Consider the following 14,320-nt stretch of genomic DNA (forward strand, 5'->3'; position numbering starts at 1 on the left):
ACGATGCTCAAGTCCAAGATCCACCGCGCGACGGTCACCCAGGCCGACCTGCACTACGTGGGCTCGGTGACCGTCGACGAGGACCTCCTCGACGCCGCCGACCTCATCGCCGGCGAACAGGTCGCGATCGTCGACATCACCAACGGCGCCCGCCTGGAGACCTACGTCATCCCCGGCGAGCGCGGCACCGGCGTCATTGGCATCAACGGCGCCGCCGCGCACCTGGTGCACCCCGGCGACCTGGTCATCCTGATCAGCTACGGCCTGATGGACGAGACCGAGGCCAAGAGCTACATCCCGACCGTCGTCCACGTCGACGCCGACAACCGGATCGTCGAGCTCGGGGGCGACCCCTCGGCCCCCGTCCCGGGCGCGGAAGATCATGAGCGGAGCCCGCTCTCAACTGGCAGTCGGCCTCGTCCCGGGTCCCCTCGCGAGCTTGCGAGCGGAGGGGAGGACGAGGTCCTTCCGCAGCGGCGCAGCGACCTGGGCATGCCCGTCCGGTGACGCTGCTGACGGTCGACGTCGGCAACAGCCAGACCGTCCTCGCCACGTTCGACGGCCCGCGGCGCCGGGACTGCTGGCGGGTCACCACCGCGCCCAAGGCGACGGCCGACGAGCTGCGCATGCTGTGGCGGGGCCTGCTCCGCGACACGACGGTCACCGGCGTGGCCGTCTGCTCGGCGGTGCCGGCGCTCCTGCCCGCGCTGCGCCAGCTGCTGGACTCCCTCGAGGTGCCGGTGGTCCTCATCGGCCCGGGAGTGCGCACCGGCGTCCCGCTGCACGTCGACAACCCCCGCGAGGTGGGGGCCGATCGCGTGGTCACCGCGCTGGCCGCGCACGAGATGTTCGGCCGCCGGCCCGACGGCTCCGGCCGGCCGGTCGTGGTGGTCGACTTCGGCACCTCCACCAACGTCGACGCCGTGGGGCCCGACGGGCAGTTCCTGGGCGGTGCGCTCGCCCCCGGGGTCGAGGTCAGCCACGACGCCCTGGCCTCCCGGGCCGCGCAGCTGCGCTCCGTCGAGCTCACCGTGCCCGCGCACGCCATCGGCAAGAACACCGTCGCCGCGCTGCAGTCCGGGCTCGTGCTCGGGTTCGCCGGCCTGGTGGACGGACTGGTCGGCCGGATCGCCGCCGAGCTCGTCGCCCAGTTCGGCACCGCGCCGGTCGTCGTCGCGACCGGGGGGCTGGCGCCGCTGATGGCCGACAACTGCCGGACGATCTCCGAGCGCGAGCCGGACCTGACCGTGCACGGTCTGCGCCTGGCCTTCGAGCGGCAGCACAGCCGGTAGGCGCCTCCCCGTAGGCTCGGACCCCGTGACCGACGGACCCCACGGCCCCTCCGAGCCCGACGAGACCGACGGCGGCGTCGACGAGCTGCCCGAGCAGATGCGGGTCCGCCGCGCCAAGCTCGACCGCCTCCGCGAGTCCGGGATCGATCCCTACCCGGTGACCGTCCCGCGGACGACGACGCTGGCCGCGGTCCGTGCCGCCCACCCCGACCTCGAGCCGGACACCATGACCGGCGAGCGGGTCGGCGTCACCGGGCGGGTGATCTTCGCGCGCAACACCGGCAAGCTGTGCTTCGCGACGCTGCGCGAGGGCGACGCCGAGCTGCAGGTCATGCTCTCCCGCGACCGGGTCGGCGAGGAGTCCCTGGCCGCGTGGAAGGCCGACGTCGACCTCGGCGACCACGTGCTGGTCACCGGCGAGGTCGGGACGTCGCGGCGCGGCGAGCTCTCGGTCTTCGCCGACTCCTGGCAGCTGACCGCCAAGGCGCTGCGCCCGCTCCCGGTGGCGCACAAGCCGATGAGCGAGGAGCTGCGGGTCCGCCGTCGCTACGTGGACCTCATCGTGCGCGACGAGGCCCGCCGCACGGTGCGCCAGCGCGCCACGGTCATGGCCTCGCTGCGCGCCGGGCTGACCGCGCGCGGCTACCTCGAGGTCGAGACCCCGATGCTGCAGACCGTGCATGGCGGCGCGTCCGCCCGGCCGTTCCGCACGCACATGAACGCCTTCGACCTCGACCTGTACCTGCGCATCGCACCCGAGCTGTTCCTCAAGCGGGCCATCGTCGGTGGGCTGGACCGGGTGTTCGAGATCAACCGGAACTTCCGCAACGAGGGCGCCGACAGCACGCACTCCCCGGAGTTCGCGATGCTCGAGGCGTACCAGGCCTACGCCGACTACCAGGTGATGGCCACCCTCACCCGCGAGCTGATCCAGGACGCCTCCGTCGCCCTGTTCGGCGACCACGTCGCCCGGCACCACGACGGCACCGAGGTGGACCTGTCGGGGGAGTGGCCGCAGGTCCCCCTGTACACGGCGGTGTCGGAGGCGGTCGGTGAGGACATCACCCCGCAGACGCCGATCGAGACGCTGCGCGCGATCGCCGAGCGCCACGGCGTCGGCGTCGACCCCAACTGGGTGCCCGGCAAGGTGGTCGAGGAGATCTTCGAGGCCCTGGTGCAGGACTCTCTCCAGGCGCCGACGTTCGTCATCGACTACCCGGTGGACACCTCGCCGCTCACCCGCGCGCACCGGACGACGCCGGGCCTGGCGGAGAAGTGGGACCTCTACATCGGAGGAGTGGAGCGGGCGACCGCCTACTCCGAGCTGGTCGACCCGGTGGTGCAGCGCGAGCGCTTCACGGCCCAGGCGCTCCTCGCCGCCGCGGGCGACCCCGAGGCCATGGCGCTGGACGAGGACTTCCTCGAGGCGCTCGAGTACGGAATGCCGCCGACCGGCGGTATGGGCATGGGGCTGGACCGGCTCATGATGACGCTCACCGGACTCGGTGTTCGCGAGACGATTCTCTTCCCGCTCGTCCGGCCGCTGAGTTCCTGAGAATTCCGAGAATCCCCCGTTTCTGCACACCCCCTATTCAGGGGGTGTCGACATTGGTTGCATCGAATGGTCGGACGGTGTGATGTAATGGCCACGTCGCCTTCGGTGACGCAGCTGACCGAACACGGGGCTGGGAAAACAGGAGCGAGGAACAGGAAATGGCGCGCAAGGTACAGGTCATCCTCAGTGACGACCTCGACGAGAACCTCCCCGCCGACGAGACCGTGAGCTTCTCGCTCGACGGCACGTCGTACGAGATCGATCTCGCCGAGAAGAACGCCAAGGAACTGCGCGACACGTTCGCGCGCTACGTGTCGGCCGCCCGCAAGGTGGGTCGCGGCAGCCGTGGCGCCTCCGGTGGGGGGCGTTCCCGGGCCACGGGTGGCGGCCGCATGGACCGCGAGCAGGCCGGCGCGATCCGCGACTGGGCCCGCAAGAACGGCCACCAGGTCAGCGACCGCGGCCGCATCCCGGCCAGCGTCGTCGAGGCCTACGAAGGCGCTCACTGAAGTAAGGACCCCGTCCTCCTCACCCCTCGCACGCTCGGGGTGAGCCTCTGGACGGGGCCGTGAACGACTTGTCGAAGGCCCGGTTCCCCGGCGGGGGGCCGGGCCTTCGTCGTACCCGGGGCGCCGCGCCGGCGTCCGCTGACGGCGTAACGGCGACGGAACAGCCCGGGAGGGGCACCCGTTGCACCGGGCAGCCATCCACCGCGCCCGTCGCGTGACGACGGGACGGCGTGGTTCGCGACTACAGTGGAATGACCGGTGCCCCCCAGCGCCGACGGATGTCGGGTGCTCCTTCCCCAGAACAGGGAAGGACAGTGCCGGACCAGCCGGTCGAAGGAGAAGCAGCAGATGTTCGAACGGTTCACCGACCGAGCCCGCCGCGTCGTCGTCCTGGCCCAAGAAGAGGCCCGGATGCTCAACCACAACTACATCGGCACCGAGCACATCCTCCTGGGCCTGATCCACGAGGGTGAGGGTGTCGCCGCCAAGGCACTGGAGTCCCTCGGCATCTCGCTCGAGGGCGTCCGCCAGCAGGTCGAGGAGATCATCGGGCAGGGCCAGCAGGCGCCGTCCGGTCACATCCCCTTCACCCCGCGGGCGAAGAAGGTCCTGGAGCTCTCGCTCCGCGAGGCCCTGCAGCTCGGCCACAACTACATCGGCACCGAGCACATCCTGCTCGGCCTGATCCGCGAGGGCGAGGGCGTCGCCGCCCAGGTCCTGGTGAAGCTCGGCGCCGACCTCAACCGCGTCCGTCAGCAGGTCATCCAGCTGCTCTCGGGCTACCAGGGCAAGGAGCCGGCCGCCGCCGGTGGCCCCGCCGAGGGCACCCCGTCGACCTCGCTGGTCCTCGACCAGTTCGGCCGCAACCTGACCCAGGCCGCGCGCGACCAGAAGCTCGACCCGGTCATCGGGCGGGCCAAGGAGATCGAGCGGGTCATGCAGGTGCTGTCCCGCCGCACCAAGAACAACCCCGTCCTCATCGGCGAGCCCGGCGTCGGCAAGACCGCCGCGGTCGAGGGCCTGGCGCAGGCCATCGTCAAGGGCGAGGTGCCCGAGACGCTGAAGGACAAGCAGCTCTACACCCTGGACCTCGGTGCCCTCGTCGCCGGTTCCCGCTACCGCGGTGACTTCGAGGAGCGGCTCAAGAAGGTCCTCAAGGAGATCCGCACCCGCGGCGACATCATCCTGTTCATCGACGAGATCCACACCCTCGTCGGTGCCGGTGCCGCCGAGGGCGCGATCGACGCCGCCAGCATCCTCAAGCCGATGCTGGCCCGGGGCGAGCTGCAGACCATCGGCGCCACCACGCTGGACGAGTACCGCAAGCACCTGGAGAAGGACGCCGCGCTCGAGCGCCGCTTCCAGCCCATCCAGGTCAGCGAGCCGACCCTCGCCCACACCGTGGAGATCCTGAAGGGCCTGCGCGACCGCTACGAGGCGCACCACCGGATCAGCATCACCGACAGCGCCCTCGTGGCCGCCGCGACGCTGGCCGACCGGTACATCTCCGACCGCTTCCTGCCCGACAAGGCGATCGACCTGATCGACGAGGCGGGCGCCCGGATGCGGATCAAGCGGATGACCGCTCCGCCGGACCTGCGCGAGTTCGACGACAAGATCGCGGCCGTGCGCCGCGAGAAGGAGTCGGCGATCGACGCGCAGGACTTCGAGAAGGCGGCGTCGCTGCGCGACAAGGAGAAGACCCTCCTCGCCGAGAAGGCCGAGCGCGAGAAGCAGTGGAAGGCCGGCGACATGGACGTCGTCGCCGAGGTCGACGACGAGCAGATCGCCGAGGTGCTGGCCAACTGGACCGGCATCCCCGTCTTCAAGCTGACCGAGGAGGAGACCTCCCGGCTGCTCCGCATGGAGGACGAGCTCCACAAGCGGATCATCGGCCAGGAAGAGGCCATCAAGAGCGTCAGCCAGGCCATCCGGCGCACGCGGGCGGGCCTCAAGGACCCGCGCCGTCCCGGCGGCTCGTTCATCTTCGCCGGCCCCTCGGGTGTCGGTAAGACCGAGCTGGCCAAGGCGCTCGCGCAGTTCCTCTTCGGCGAGGACGACGCACTGATCCAGATCGACATGGGTGAGTTCCACGACAAGTTCACCGTGTCGCGCCTGGTCGGTGCTCCTCCCGGTTACGTCGGTTACGACGAAGGAGGCCAGCTCACCGAGAAGGTGCGGCGCAAGCCGTTCTCGGTGGTCCTCTTCGACGAGATCGAGAAGGCGCACGCAGATGTGTTCAACACGCTGCTGCAGGTTCTCGAGGACGGCCGGCTCACCGATGGTCAGGGCCGGATCGTGGACTTCAAGAACACGATCCTGATCCTCACGACCAACCTCGGTACGCGGGACATCTCGAAGGCCGTCGGTCTCGGATTCCAGGCCGGTAACGACACCACGAGCAACTACGAGCGGATGAAGCTCAAGGTCAACGAAGAGCTCAAGCAGCACTTCCGGCCGGAGTTCCTCAACCGCATCGATGACATCGTGGTGTTCCACCAGCTCACCGAGAACGAGATCATCCAGATCGTCGACCTGATGGTCGCCCGCGTGGAGTCGCAGCTGGCGAACAAGGACATGGCGCTGGAGATCACGCCCGCGGCCAAGCAGCTGCTGGCCTCGCGTGGCTTCGACCCCGTCCTGGGTGCCCGGCCGCTGCGCCGGACCATCCAGCGCGAGATCGAGGACGCGCTGTCGGAGAAGATCCTCTACGGCGAGCTGGCCGCCGGTCAGATCATCGTGGTGGACGTCGACGACGCCGAGGGTCCGCTGCAGAAGTTCACCTTCCGCGGCGAGGCCAAGCCGGTCGACCTGCCCGACACCCCGCCGGTGGCCCTCTCGGGCGCCGAGGGCGACGAGGACGGGTCGGCGGCAGCCGGCGAGTAACACCCCGTACGACGCAGGAAGGCCCCTCCGCTCCCCGAGCGGAGGGGCCTTTCCGCGTCCTCAGCTGTTGATCATCGCCGGTCGGCTGCCCACGACGGCGGGCCGGACGACCAGCTGCCGATGATCAACCCCGCGGGAGGGTGAACAGGCCGTCCTCGGTCTGCTCGACCAGCCCGTCGGTCAGCAGCGAGTCCAGGCAGCGGGAGCGCTGCACGGCGTCGTCCCAGGCCGGCTCGAGCGCTGCGGCGTCCACCGGGCCGGACGCCCCGCGGAGGACGTCGAGGAGCCGACCGCGCACCTGCCGGTCGGTGCCGGCGAACTTCTGCACCCGCCGGGCCGGCCCCTCGCGCGCGGGAGAGCCGGCCAGGCGCCAGGCGCAGCGGTCGCGCACCGGGCAGGCGCCGCACCGCGGGGTGGCCGCGACGCACACCAGGGCTCCCAGCTCCATGATCGCCACGGAGAACCGGACCGCGCGGTCGTCGTCCTCGGGCGTGAGGGCGGCGATGTCGACGAGGTCCGAGGCGCGGGCGTTCGCAGCCTCCGCGCGGCCGTGGACCAGCCGGGCGACCACGCGCCGCACGTTGGTGTCCACCACCGGCTGCCGCTGGCCGTAGCCGAAGCAGGCCACTGCCCGGGCCGTGTAGGTGCCGATGCCCGGCAGCGCCTCGAGCTCCGGCACCGACGCCGGGACGACGTCGCCGTGCCGCTGGGCGATCGCCGCGGCGGCCTCGCGCAGGCGCAGCGCGCGGCGGGGGTAGCCGAGCTTGCCCCAGGCGCGGATCACCTCCGCCGGGCTGGCCGCCGCCAGTGAGGACGGCGTGGGCCAGCGGGCCAGCCACTCGCGCCAGACCGGCTCCACGCGGGCCACGGGGGTCTGCTGCAGCATCACCTCGCTGACCAGCACCGCCCAGGCGTCCACGCCGGGACGGCGCCACGGCAGGTCGCGGGCGGCGGTCGCGAACCAGTCGACGATCGCGTCGCCGCTCTCCGGTCCCGGCTCCCGGGCGGGACGGGTGGGAAGGCTGGTCACGGGGGTCCAGTGTGCCGTCCCGGGGGAGCGGCGTGCCGGGTCGGGCGCCGGGGGGGCCCGGGCTAGCGTCGTGCCCGTGCTGCACCCGGTCGGTCCGCTGCGGGCGCGCGTCTACTGGCGCCGCCGGCTGGTCGTGCTGGCGGTGCTCCTCGTCGTGGTGGGTGCCGGCGCCTGGGGCACCGTGGCACTGGTCTCCAGCGTCCGGGGCGGCTCGGACGGGGACGCCGTCGCGGAGCGCACCGCCGCCTCCCCCCGCACCCCGGCCCTGGCGCAGGTCGTGCCGTCGCTGAGCGCGGTGCGGACGCCCGTGCCGCCGCCGGCCCCCGAAGAGCTGTCGGCCGCGGCGGAGAGCGCGGCCGCGGAGCTGCCGGCACCCGCACCGGTGGCCGGAGGTCCGTGCACCGACGAGATGCTGACCATCGAGGTGCGGACGCCGGGTTCGGCCGCCGTGGGCAGCAAGCCGGTGTTCGAGCTGGTGGTGGTCAACGCCGCGACCGTGTCGTGCGTGCGCGACCTCGGCAAGGGGGTGCAGGAGCTGATCATGCTCGACGGCGACGGAGCCCGGGTGTGGGGCAGCAACGACTGCTTCCCGGAGTCCGGCGCCGACGTGCGCACCCTCGCCGCCGGTGAGGTGGTCGTCTTCCCCGTGCTGTGGGGCGGGCTGGCCAGCACGCCCGGCTGCGCCGCCGAGCGCACCCCGCCGCCCCCCGGGGCCTACGCCGTCCGGGGACGGCTGGACACCAAGAGCTCCCCGGACGCGCCGTTCACCCTCACATGACCGACGAGGACGCCGCGAGCGCGCGCAGCGTCGTGGCATGGCGGCGCACCGGCCTGGTGCTGGGCTGGGGCGCCGTCGCGGCGGCCGGTGCAGGGGTGCTCAGCCGGCTCCCGCCGCGGGAGGACCCGTGGCCGGCCGCGACGATCCTGCTGCTCGCTGCGGTCGTCGCCGGCCTGCTGGCACCGGTGTTCCTGCGCCGCGCCTGGTCGGTACCGGGCGTGTCCGACGACCCGGCAGTGGTCCGGGCGCGCGCTTGGTCCGAGACGGCGATCGCGGTCTACTGCGTGGGGGTCGTGTTCCGCTTCATCGGCCAGGAACTGCTGGGCGCCGACGGAGCGTGGGTGGACGTCGTCCGCGCCCTGCTGGGGACGGCGCTGGCCGTGTCGTACGTCGGGATGCTGGTGCTCGCGACGCCGTGGCGGCCCGCGCCGGCGGCTCAGCTGTAGCGGTCCAGGATCGAGGTCTCGGCGAGGCGGGACAGCCCCTCGCGGATGCCGCGGGCCCGGGCCTCGCCCACGCCCTCGACGGCCAGCAGGTCCTCGATGGTGGCCGCCAGCAGCTTCTGCAGCCCGCCGAAGTGGTCGACCAGCCGGTCGATGATCCCCGATGGCAGCCGCGGCACCCGGTTGAGCAACCGGTACCCGCGTGGGCTCACGGGCGAGTCGAGCGCATCGGGCGAGGTGGGCAGGCCGTAGCAGCGGGCCACGGCCGACAGGTCGAGCAGCTCGGTCGCGGTCAGCGCGCGCAGGTCGGTGAGGACCTGGTCGATCGTGCGCACCCGCCGGCCGCCGTCAGGCAGGTAGTCGCGGACGAGCAGGCCGCGGTCCTCCTCGACGCCGGCGAGCATCTCGTCCAGCTGGAGGGCGAGCAGCCGGCCGTCGGTGCCGAGCTCGACGACGAACCCCTCGATCTCGTCGGCGATCCGGCGGACCATCTCCAGGCGCTGGCTGACGCTCATCGCGTCGCGGACCGTGACCAGGTCCTCGATCTCCAGTGCCGAGAGGGTGCTGGCCACCTCGTCGAGCCGCAGCTTGTACCGCTCCAGGGCCGCGAGGGCCTGGTTGGCGCGGGCCAGGATCGTGGTCGGGTGCTCCAGGGTGTAGCGGCGCCCGGCCACGTAGACGCTGATGATGTGCATCGACTGGCTGACCGAGATCACCGGGAAGCCGGTCTGGATGGCGACCCGCTCGGCGGTGCGGTGCCGCGTGCCCGACTCCTCGGTGGGGACCGTCGGGTCGGGCATCAGGTGCACGCCGGCGCGCACGATGCGGGTGCCGTCGTAGGAGACGATGACCGCGCCGTCCATCTTGGCCAGCTCGCGCAGCCGGGTGGCCGACAGGGCGACGTCGAGGGCGAACCCGCCGGTGCACAGCCCCTCGACGGTGCGGTCGTAGCCGAGGACGATCAGCGCCCCGGTCCGCCCGGCGAGGATGCGCTCCAGACCGTCACGCAGCGCGGTACCCGGAGCGATCCGGCCGAGGAGTTCGCGCAGGGCGACCTCGGGGTCCTCAACGGCGGGCACGAGCGCTCCTGACGGTCGAGTGGTACGGGTTTCGAGTCTACGTGTCCCGTCCTCCGGGCATCGGGGTCCTGTCCGGCCAGCATCGCAGATGCGGAACGGGGTGGGGTCAGAAAAGCCGCTGGAAGGCCGACCCGAGGTCGGGGACCTCCACCAGGCGCATGCCCGGTGGCGGCGGCCCGGCGTCCTCGGGCACGAGCGCGACGGTGTAGCCCTGCCGGGCGGCCTCCGCCAGGCGCCGGCCGGTACCGCCCACCCGGCGGATCTCCCCGGACAGCCCGACCTCGCCCAGGGCGATCATCCCGGCCGGCAGCGCGCGGTCGTGCGCGGCCGACGCGATGGCGAGCGCCAGCGCGAGGTCGGCAGCGGGCTCGCCGATGCGCACACCGCCGACCGAGGCGGCGAACACGTCGGCGTCGGCGAGCTTGACCCGGCCGCGCCGCTCGACGACGGCGTTGACCATCGCCACCCGCTGGCCGTCCAGCCCGCTCACGGCCCGCCGCGGGGAGCCGCCCCCCGAGGAGCTGGCGACCAGTGCCTGCACCTCGGCCAGCAGCGCCCGGCTGCCCTCCATCGTGACCGTGACACAGCTGCCCGGGACCGGGGCGGCGCGGCGGGACACGAACAGCGCCGAGGGGTCGGGGACGCCGACGACGCCGCCGTCGCCGATCTCGAAGCAGCCGATCTCGTCGGCCGGCCCGAACCGGTTCTTCGTCGCCCGGACCAGCCGGAGGGTGGAGTGGCGCTCGCCGTCGAAGGAGACGACCACGTCGACCAGGTGCTCGAGGGTGCGCGGCCCGGCGATGGCGCCGTCCTTGGTGACGTGGCCGACCAGGATCGTGGTCATGCCCCGGCTCTTGGCGACGGCGGTCAGCGCGCTGGCCACCGCGCGGACCTGGGTCGCGCCGCCGTCCGTGCCGTCGCCGGGGGAGCGGACCGTCTGGACGCTGTCGAGGACGAGCAGGGTGGGGTTCACCTGCTCGACGTGGGAGAGGACGGCGGACAGCTCCGTCTCGGCGGCGAGGAACAGCCGCTCGTGCAGCGCACCGATCCGCTCCGCCCGCAGCCGGACCTGGCCGGCGGACTCCTCGCCCGAGACCACCAGTGCGGGGCCGTTGGTCGCGGCCACCCGGTGGGCCACCTCGAGGAGCAGGGTGGACTTGCCCACGCCCGGTTCGCCGGCGACCAGCAGCACGGCACCGGGCACCAGGCCCCCGCCGAGCACCCGGTCGAACTCCCCGATGCCGGTGGGCACGGCGCGGGCACCGGCCAGCTCCACCTCGGCGATCGGCCGGGCGGGTGCGGTGACCGGGCCGGCGGAGACCGCACGCAGGCCCGGGCCGGTCGTGCCGACCTCGGCGATCGTCCCCCAGGCCTGGCACTCGGGGCAGCGCCCGACCCACTTGGCCGAGGCGTAGCCGCACTCGGTGCAGCGGTGGGCGGGACGGGCGGACTTCACTCCAGCGGGCGGCACGCGGCGACGCAAACTGCGGCCACCGACAATCCTCGGGCGGTCCTTCTTCAGTCCTCGGCGGACTCCCGCTCGCGCGCGATGTCCTCGGCCCCCTCGGTGCCCTCGCCTTCCTCCTGGTGGAAGTCGAAGCCCTCCTCGCGCTCCTCCTCGCGGTCCGGGGTGCTGACGGTGGCCGCGACCTCGACCTCGCCGGCGTTCTCGAAGGTGAGCAGGAGGGTGAGGTGCTGCCCGACCGTGAGTTCCTCGTCCAGGTCGGTCAGGGTGACCTCGGCGTCCCCGGAGCCGACGAACACGGTGGTGTCCGGGGCGATCTCGATCTCCTCGGCGGTCGCCACCGGGGCTCGCCCGGCCGGGCTGCCGGCGGTGTTGACGTCGGCGGAGGTGCCGGAGATCTCGGCGGAGGAGAAGCCCTCGCCCTCGACCGAGACGAGGGTGTCGGCCTCCTCACCGGTGTTCACGACCGCCATGGTGAGCTCGGCGTCGTCACCGGCGTCGTAGCTGCCCGACCGCGGGTAGGCGAGCTCGACCTGGCGCAGGGTGATGTCGCCCACCTGGGCCATGGCCCCGACCTTGTCGCGCTCCTGCGTCCCGGTCTGCGTGACCTGGCCGGCGCTGCACGCGGACAGTGCGACGGGGGAGAACAGAGCAACGCCCACGAGAGCGGCGCGCAGAGCGCGGGTCACGGCCGTCGACCTCCACACGGTGTTCGGGGGTAGCGGTTCCCGGGATCGGGACCGAGTCGCGCTCAGACTATCGGTCCCCCCACGATGATCGCCGGGAGGTGAGGCCAGTGGTGGCGTCGGGCGCAGCAGGGGGCGGTGCACGACCCGACCCGGCCCTCGCCGACTTCCCGTCCTCCGCGCCGGCGACCCGGCGGTGGTGCTTCGCCGACCAGCTCGGACCGCACTTCCTGGACCGGCCCGACCAGCCGGTGCTGCTGATCGAGTCGCGAGCCGTCCTCGCCCGCCGGCGCTTCCACCGCCAGAAGGCGCACCTCGTCCTGTCCGCGCTGCGGCACCGCGCCGCCGAGCTGGGTGACCAGGCCGAGTTCCGCCAGGTCGGTACCTACGCCGAGGCGCTCGACCGGGTCCGGGAGCCGCTGAGCGTGTGCGCCCCGACGTCCTGGCGCAGCCGCGACTTCGTGCTGCGCCGGCCGGGCCTGGAGGTGCTGGACGCGCGCGGGTTCGTGACCACCCACGCGGAGTTCGCCGGCTGGGCCGACGGCCGGGGGAGGCGGCGCCTGCTGATGGAGGACTTCTACCGCGACTCTCGGCGGCGCCACGACGTCCTGATGAACGGCGCCGAGCCGGTGGGCGGCCGGTGGAACCTGGACGAGGAGAACCGCGAGCCCCCGCCGGCCGACGGCCGGATCGGCGTGCCCGAGCCGTGGTGGCCGGAGGAGGACGACATCGACGCCGAGGTCCGCGACGACCTCGACCGGTGGGAGGCCGAGGGGCTGGTCTCCTTCGTCGGGGACGATGGACCGCGGCTGTTCCCGGTCACGCGGGCCGAGGCGCTGCGCCGGCTGGAGGACTTCCTCGAGCACCGGCTGGGCGCGTTCGGCCCGCACGAGGACGCGATGCTGGCCGGCGACCGGTGGCTGGCGCACTCGCTGATCTCCCCGGCGCTCAACCTCGGGCTGCTCGACCCGCTGGAGGTGGTCGTCGCGGCCGAGCGGAGCGCCCGCGACCGCGCGGCGGCCGGCGAGCTGCTGCCGCTCAACAGCGTCGAGGGCTTCGTCCGGCAGGTGATGGGCTGGCGGGACTACATCTGGCACATGTACTGGCACCTCGGCCGGGACTTCCGCGCGCGCAACCACCTCGGGGCGCACGCGGAGGTGCCCGCCTGGCTCGCCGACCTGGACGACGGCGCCGTCGACGCGGCCTGCCTGTCCGACGTCCTCGGCGACTTGCGCCGGGACGGCTGGGTGCACCACATCCCGCGGCTGATGGTGCTCGGCAACTACGCGCTGCAGCGCGGGATCGACCCGTCGGCGATGACCGACTGGTTCCACGAGAGCTTCGTCGACGGCTACGAGTGGGTGATGGTCGCCAACGTCGTCGGCATGAGCCAGCATGCCGACGGCGGGGTGCTGGCCACCAAGCCCTACGCCTCCGGCGGTGCCTACATCGACCGGATGAGCGACTACTGCGGCGGCTGCCGCTACGACCCCCGGAAACGGCTCGGCGACGACGCCTGCCCGTACACCGCGGGCTACTGGGCCTTCCTCGACCGCACCCGCGAGCGGCTGGCCGGCAACCACCGCATGCGCCGCCCGCTGCAGGGGCTCGACCGGCTCGGGGACCTGTCCGCCGTCGTCGAGCAGGAGCAGCAGCGCGGCACCGATCCGCTCTGAGCTATGTCACGCCGGCGCCGCTGGTCAGCAGCAGGACGACGTCCAGCACGGTCAGCAGCATCACCGCAGGGAAGGCCAGCCGCCGGGCCCGGGAGCTGCCGGCCAGGGCGGCGACGACGGCCGCGGGGGCGGCGACGACCAGGCCGGTCCAGCCTGCTGGGGTGGGCGGCCCGCCGGGGCCCAGGACCAGCACGAGCGAGGCGCCCAGCAGCAGCACGGCGCAGGTGATCGCCGAGGGGACCGGGCCCAGCCGGTGCGGCAGGCCGCGCACCCCCGTGGCGAGGTCGTCCTCGATGTCGGGAGCCACGTTGGCCAGGTGCGCGGCGGCACCCAGTGCGCCGCCGGCGGCGACCAGCCACCACGGCGCCGCGGGCGTGCCGGGGGCGGCGGCGACCACACCCGCGGGCAGCGCCCCGAAGCCGGTCACGTAGGGCACCCCGGAGGCCGCGGTGCGCTTCAGGCCGGCGTTGTAGGCCCATCCGCTGGCCACCAGGACCAGCAGGAGCAGCCCCGGCACCACTCCGAGCAGGAGGGAGAGGGCGACGGCGGCCGCGAGGCTCCCGAGCGCCGCGGTGCGCAGCAGCCGTGGCTCGACCGCCCCCTGCACCACGGGCTTGTCCGGGCGCGCGACGGCGCGGTCCCGGTCGGCGTCCAGCCAGTCGTTGCTCCACCCGATGGACAGCTGACCTGCGAGAACGGCCGCGCAGACCAGCGCGGTGCGCCCGGGGCCGGCGCCGGCCGCGACGGCCAGCAGCGTGCCGACGACGGTCACCGCGATCGCCGGCCCGGGGTGGCTGGCGCGCACCAGGGCGGGGACGAGACCCGTCCGCGGGCCCGGTGCACGCACATCGGCCATGCCTGTGTCAACCCCTCGTCGGAGGACGGACCTGCCTTCTGACCTGCGCCTTTGCGGCGGCCGTC

13 protein-coding genes are annotated in these 14,320 nt (G+C 73.1%); 8 read left to right on the plus strand and 5 right to left on the minus strand.

Annotation, left to right across the window (positions count from 1 at the left end; translation table 11 throughout):
* Positions 1-3: 3 nt before the first annotated feature.
* The 5 genes from panD to DQ239_RS09165 all read left to right on the plus strand — a co-directional run bounded on the left by panD (position 4) and on the right by DQ239_RS09165 (position 6,242).
* Positions 4-507: an aspartate 1-decarboxylase gene (panD, locus tag DQ239_RS09145; RefSeq protein ID WP_304542492.1), complete on the plus strand. Its 504-nt coding sequence runs from the start codon at positions 4-6 to the stop codon at positions 505-507.
* Positions 504-1,292: a type III pantothenate kinase gene (locus DQ239_RS09150; RefSeq protein ID WP_233488987.1), complete on the plus strand. Its 789-nt coding sequence runs from the start codon at positions 504-506 to the stop codon at positions 1,290-1,292. Before panD ends, DQ239_RS09150 begins: the two co-directional genes overlap by 4 nt.
* A gap of 25 nt (positions 1,293-1,317) precedes the next feature.
* Positions 1,318-2,847: a bifunctional lysylphosphatidylglycerol synthetase/lysine--tRNA ligase LysX gene (gene lysX / locus DQ239_RS09155; RefSeq protein WP_113834113.1), complete on the plus strand. Its 1,530-nt coding sequence runs from the start codon at positions 1,318-1,320 to the stop codon at positions 2,845-2,847.
* Positions 2,848-3,005: 158 nt separating this feature from the next.
* Positions 3,006-3,356, plus strand: coding sequence for an Lsr2 family protein (locus DQ239_RS09160; RefSeq protein WP_113834114.1), 351 nt, complete (start codon positions 3,006-3,008; stop codon positions 3,354-3,356).
* A 348-nt stretch (positions 3,357-3,704) separates the two neighbouring features.
* Positions 3,705-6,242: an ATP-dependent Clp protease ATP-binding subunit gene (locus tag DQ239_RS09165; protein WP_113834115.1), complete on the plus strand. Its 2,538-nt coding sequence runs from the start codon at positions 3,705-3,707 to the stop codon at positions 6,240-6,242.
* A 124-nt stretch (positions 6,243-6,366) separates the two neighbouring features.
* Here DQ239_RS09165 and DQ239_RS09170 read toward each other — a convergent pair whose 3' ends face one another.
* A complete protein-coding gene (locus DQ239_RS09170) occupies positions 6,367-7,272 on the minus strand; it encodes an A/G-specific adenine glycosylase (protein WP_113834116.1) in 906 nt (301 codons plus the stop codon).
* Between the two features lie 76 nt (positions 7,273-7,348).
* Here DQ239_RS09170 and DQ239_RS09175 point away from each other — a divergent pair, with 76 nt between their 5' ends.
* Entirely contained in the window at positions 7,349-8,050 is a 702-nt protein-coding gene (locus DQ239_RS09175; RefSeq protein WP_113834310.1) for a MucR family transcriptional regulator, read from the plus strand.
* Positions 8,047-8,496 carry a hypothetical protein gene (locus tag DQ239_RS09180; RefSeq protein ID WP_113834117.1) on the plus strand — a complete coding sequence of 150 codons (450 nt, stop codon included), beginning with the start codon at positions 8,047-8,049 and terminating at the stop codon, positions 8,494-8,496. The genes DQ239_RS09175 and DQ239_RS09180 overlap by 4 nt, the downstream gene beginning before the upstream one ends.
* On the opposite strand, the gene disA is transcribed toward DQ239_RS09180, so the two are convergent.
* The 3 genes from disA to DQ239_RS09195 form a co-directional block, all read right to left on the minus strand.
* Positions 8,487-9,572 carry a DNA integrity scanning diadenylate cyclase DisA gene (gene disA / locus DQ239_RS09185; protein WP_113834118.1) on the minus strand — a complete coding sequence of 362 codons (1,086 nt, stop codon included), beginning with the start codon at positions 9,570-9,572 and terminating at the stop codon, positions 8,487-8,489. The genes DQ239_RS09180 and disA overlap by 10 nt on opposite strands.
* 106 nt (positions 9,573-9,678) lie before the next feature.
* On the minus strand, positions 9,679-11,043 hold the full coding sequence (gene radA / locus DQ239_RS09190) for a DNA repair protein RadA (RefSeq protein WP_113834119.1): 1,365 nt from the start codon (positions 11,041-11,043) through the stop codon (positions 9,679-9,681).
* Positions 11,044-11,090: 47 nt separating this feature from the next.
* Complete coding sequence (locus DQ239_RS09195; protein ID WP_113834120.1) at positions 11,091-11,726, minus strand: copper chaperone PCu(A)C; 636 nt, start codon at positions 11,724-11,726, stop codon at positions 11,091-11,093.
* A 107-nt stretch (positions 11,727-11,833) separates the two neighbouring features.
* Here DQ239_RS09195 and DQ239_RS09200 point away from each other — a divergent pair, with 107 nt between their 5' ends.
* Complete coding sequence (locus DQ239_RS09200) at positions 11,834-13,399, plus strand: cryptochrome/photolyase family protein (protein ID WP_113834121.1); 1,566 nt, start codon at positions 11,834-11,836, stop codon at positions 13,397-13,399.
* Between the two features lies 1 nt (position 13,400).
* Here the strand turns inward: DQ239_RS09200 and DQ239_RS09205 are convergent, their stop codons facing one another.
* Positions 13,401-14,255 carry a UbiA family prenyltransferase gene (locus tag DQ239_RS09205; protein WP_113834122.1) on the minus strand — a complete coding sequence of 285 codons (855 nt, stop codon included), beginning with the start codon at positions 14,253-14,255 and terminating at the stop codon, positions 13,401-13,403.
* Positions 14,256-14,320 lie beyond the last annotated feature (65 nt).

Source organism: Blastococcus sp. TF02-09 (genome assembly GCF_003319105.1).
Lineage (GTDB): Bacteria > Actinomycetota > Actinomycetes > Mycobacteriales > Geodermatophilaceae > Blastococcus.

Excerpts from the sequence above, each read along its gene's own strand:
- DQ239_RS09205 (WP_113834122.1), bottom strand. The coding sequence starts at position 14,255 with ATGGCCGATGTGCGTGCACCGGGCCCGCGGACGGGTCTCGTCCCCGCC.
- DQ239_RS09160 (WP_113834114.1), top strand. The coding sequence starts at position 3,006 with ATGGCGCGCAAGGTACAGGTCATCCTCAGTGACGACCTCGACGAGAAC.
- panD (WP_304542492.1), top strand. The coding sequence starts at position 4 with ATGCTCAAGTCCAAGATCCACCGCGCGACGGTCACCCAGGCCGACCTG.
- DQ239_RS09180 (WP_113834117.1), top strand. The coding sequence starts at position 8,047 with ATGACCGACGAGGACGCCGCGAGCGCGCGCAGCGTCGTGGCATGGCGG.
- DQ239_RS09165 (WP_113834115.1), top strand. The coding sequence starts at position 3,705 with ATGTTCGAACGGTTCACCGACCGAGCCCGCCGCGTCGTCGTCCTGGCC.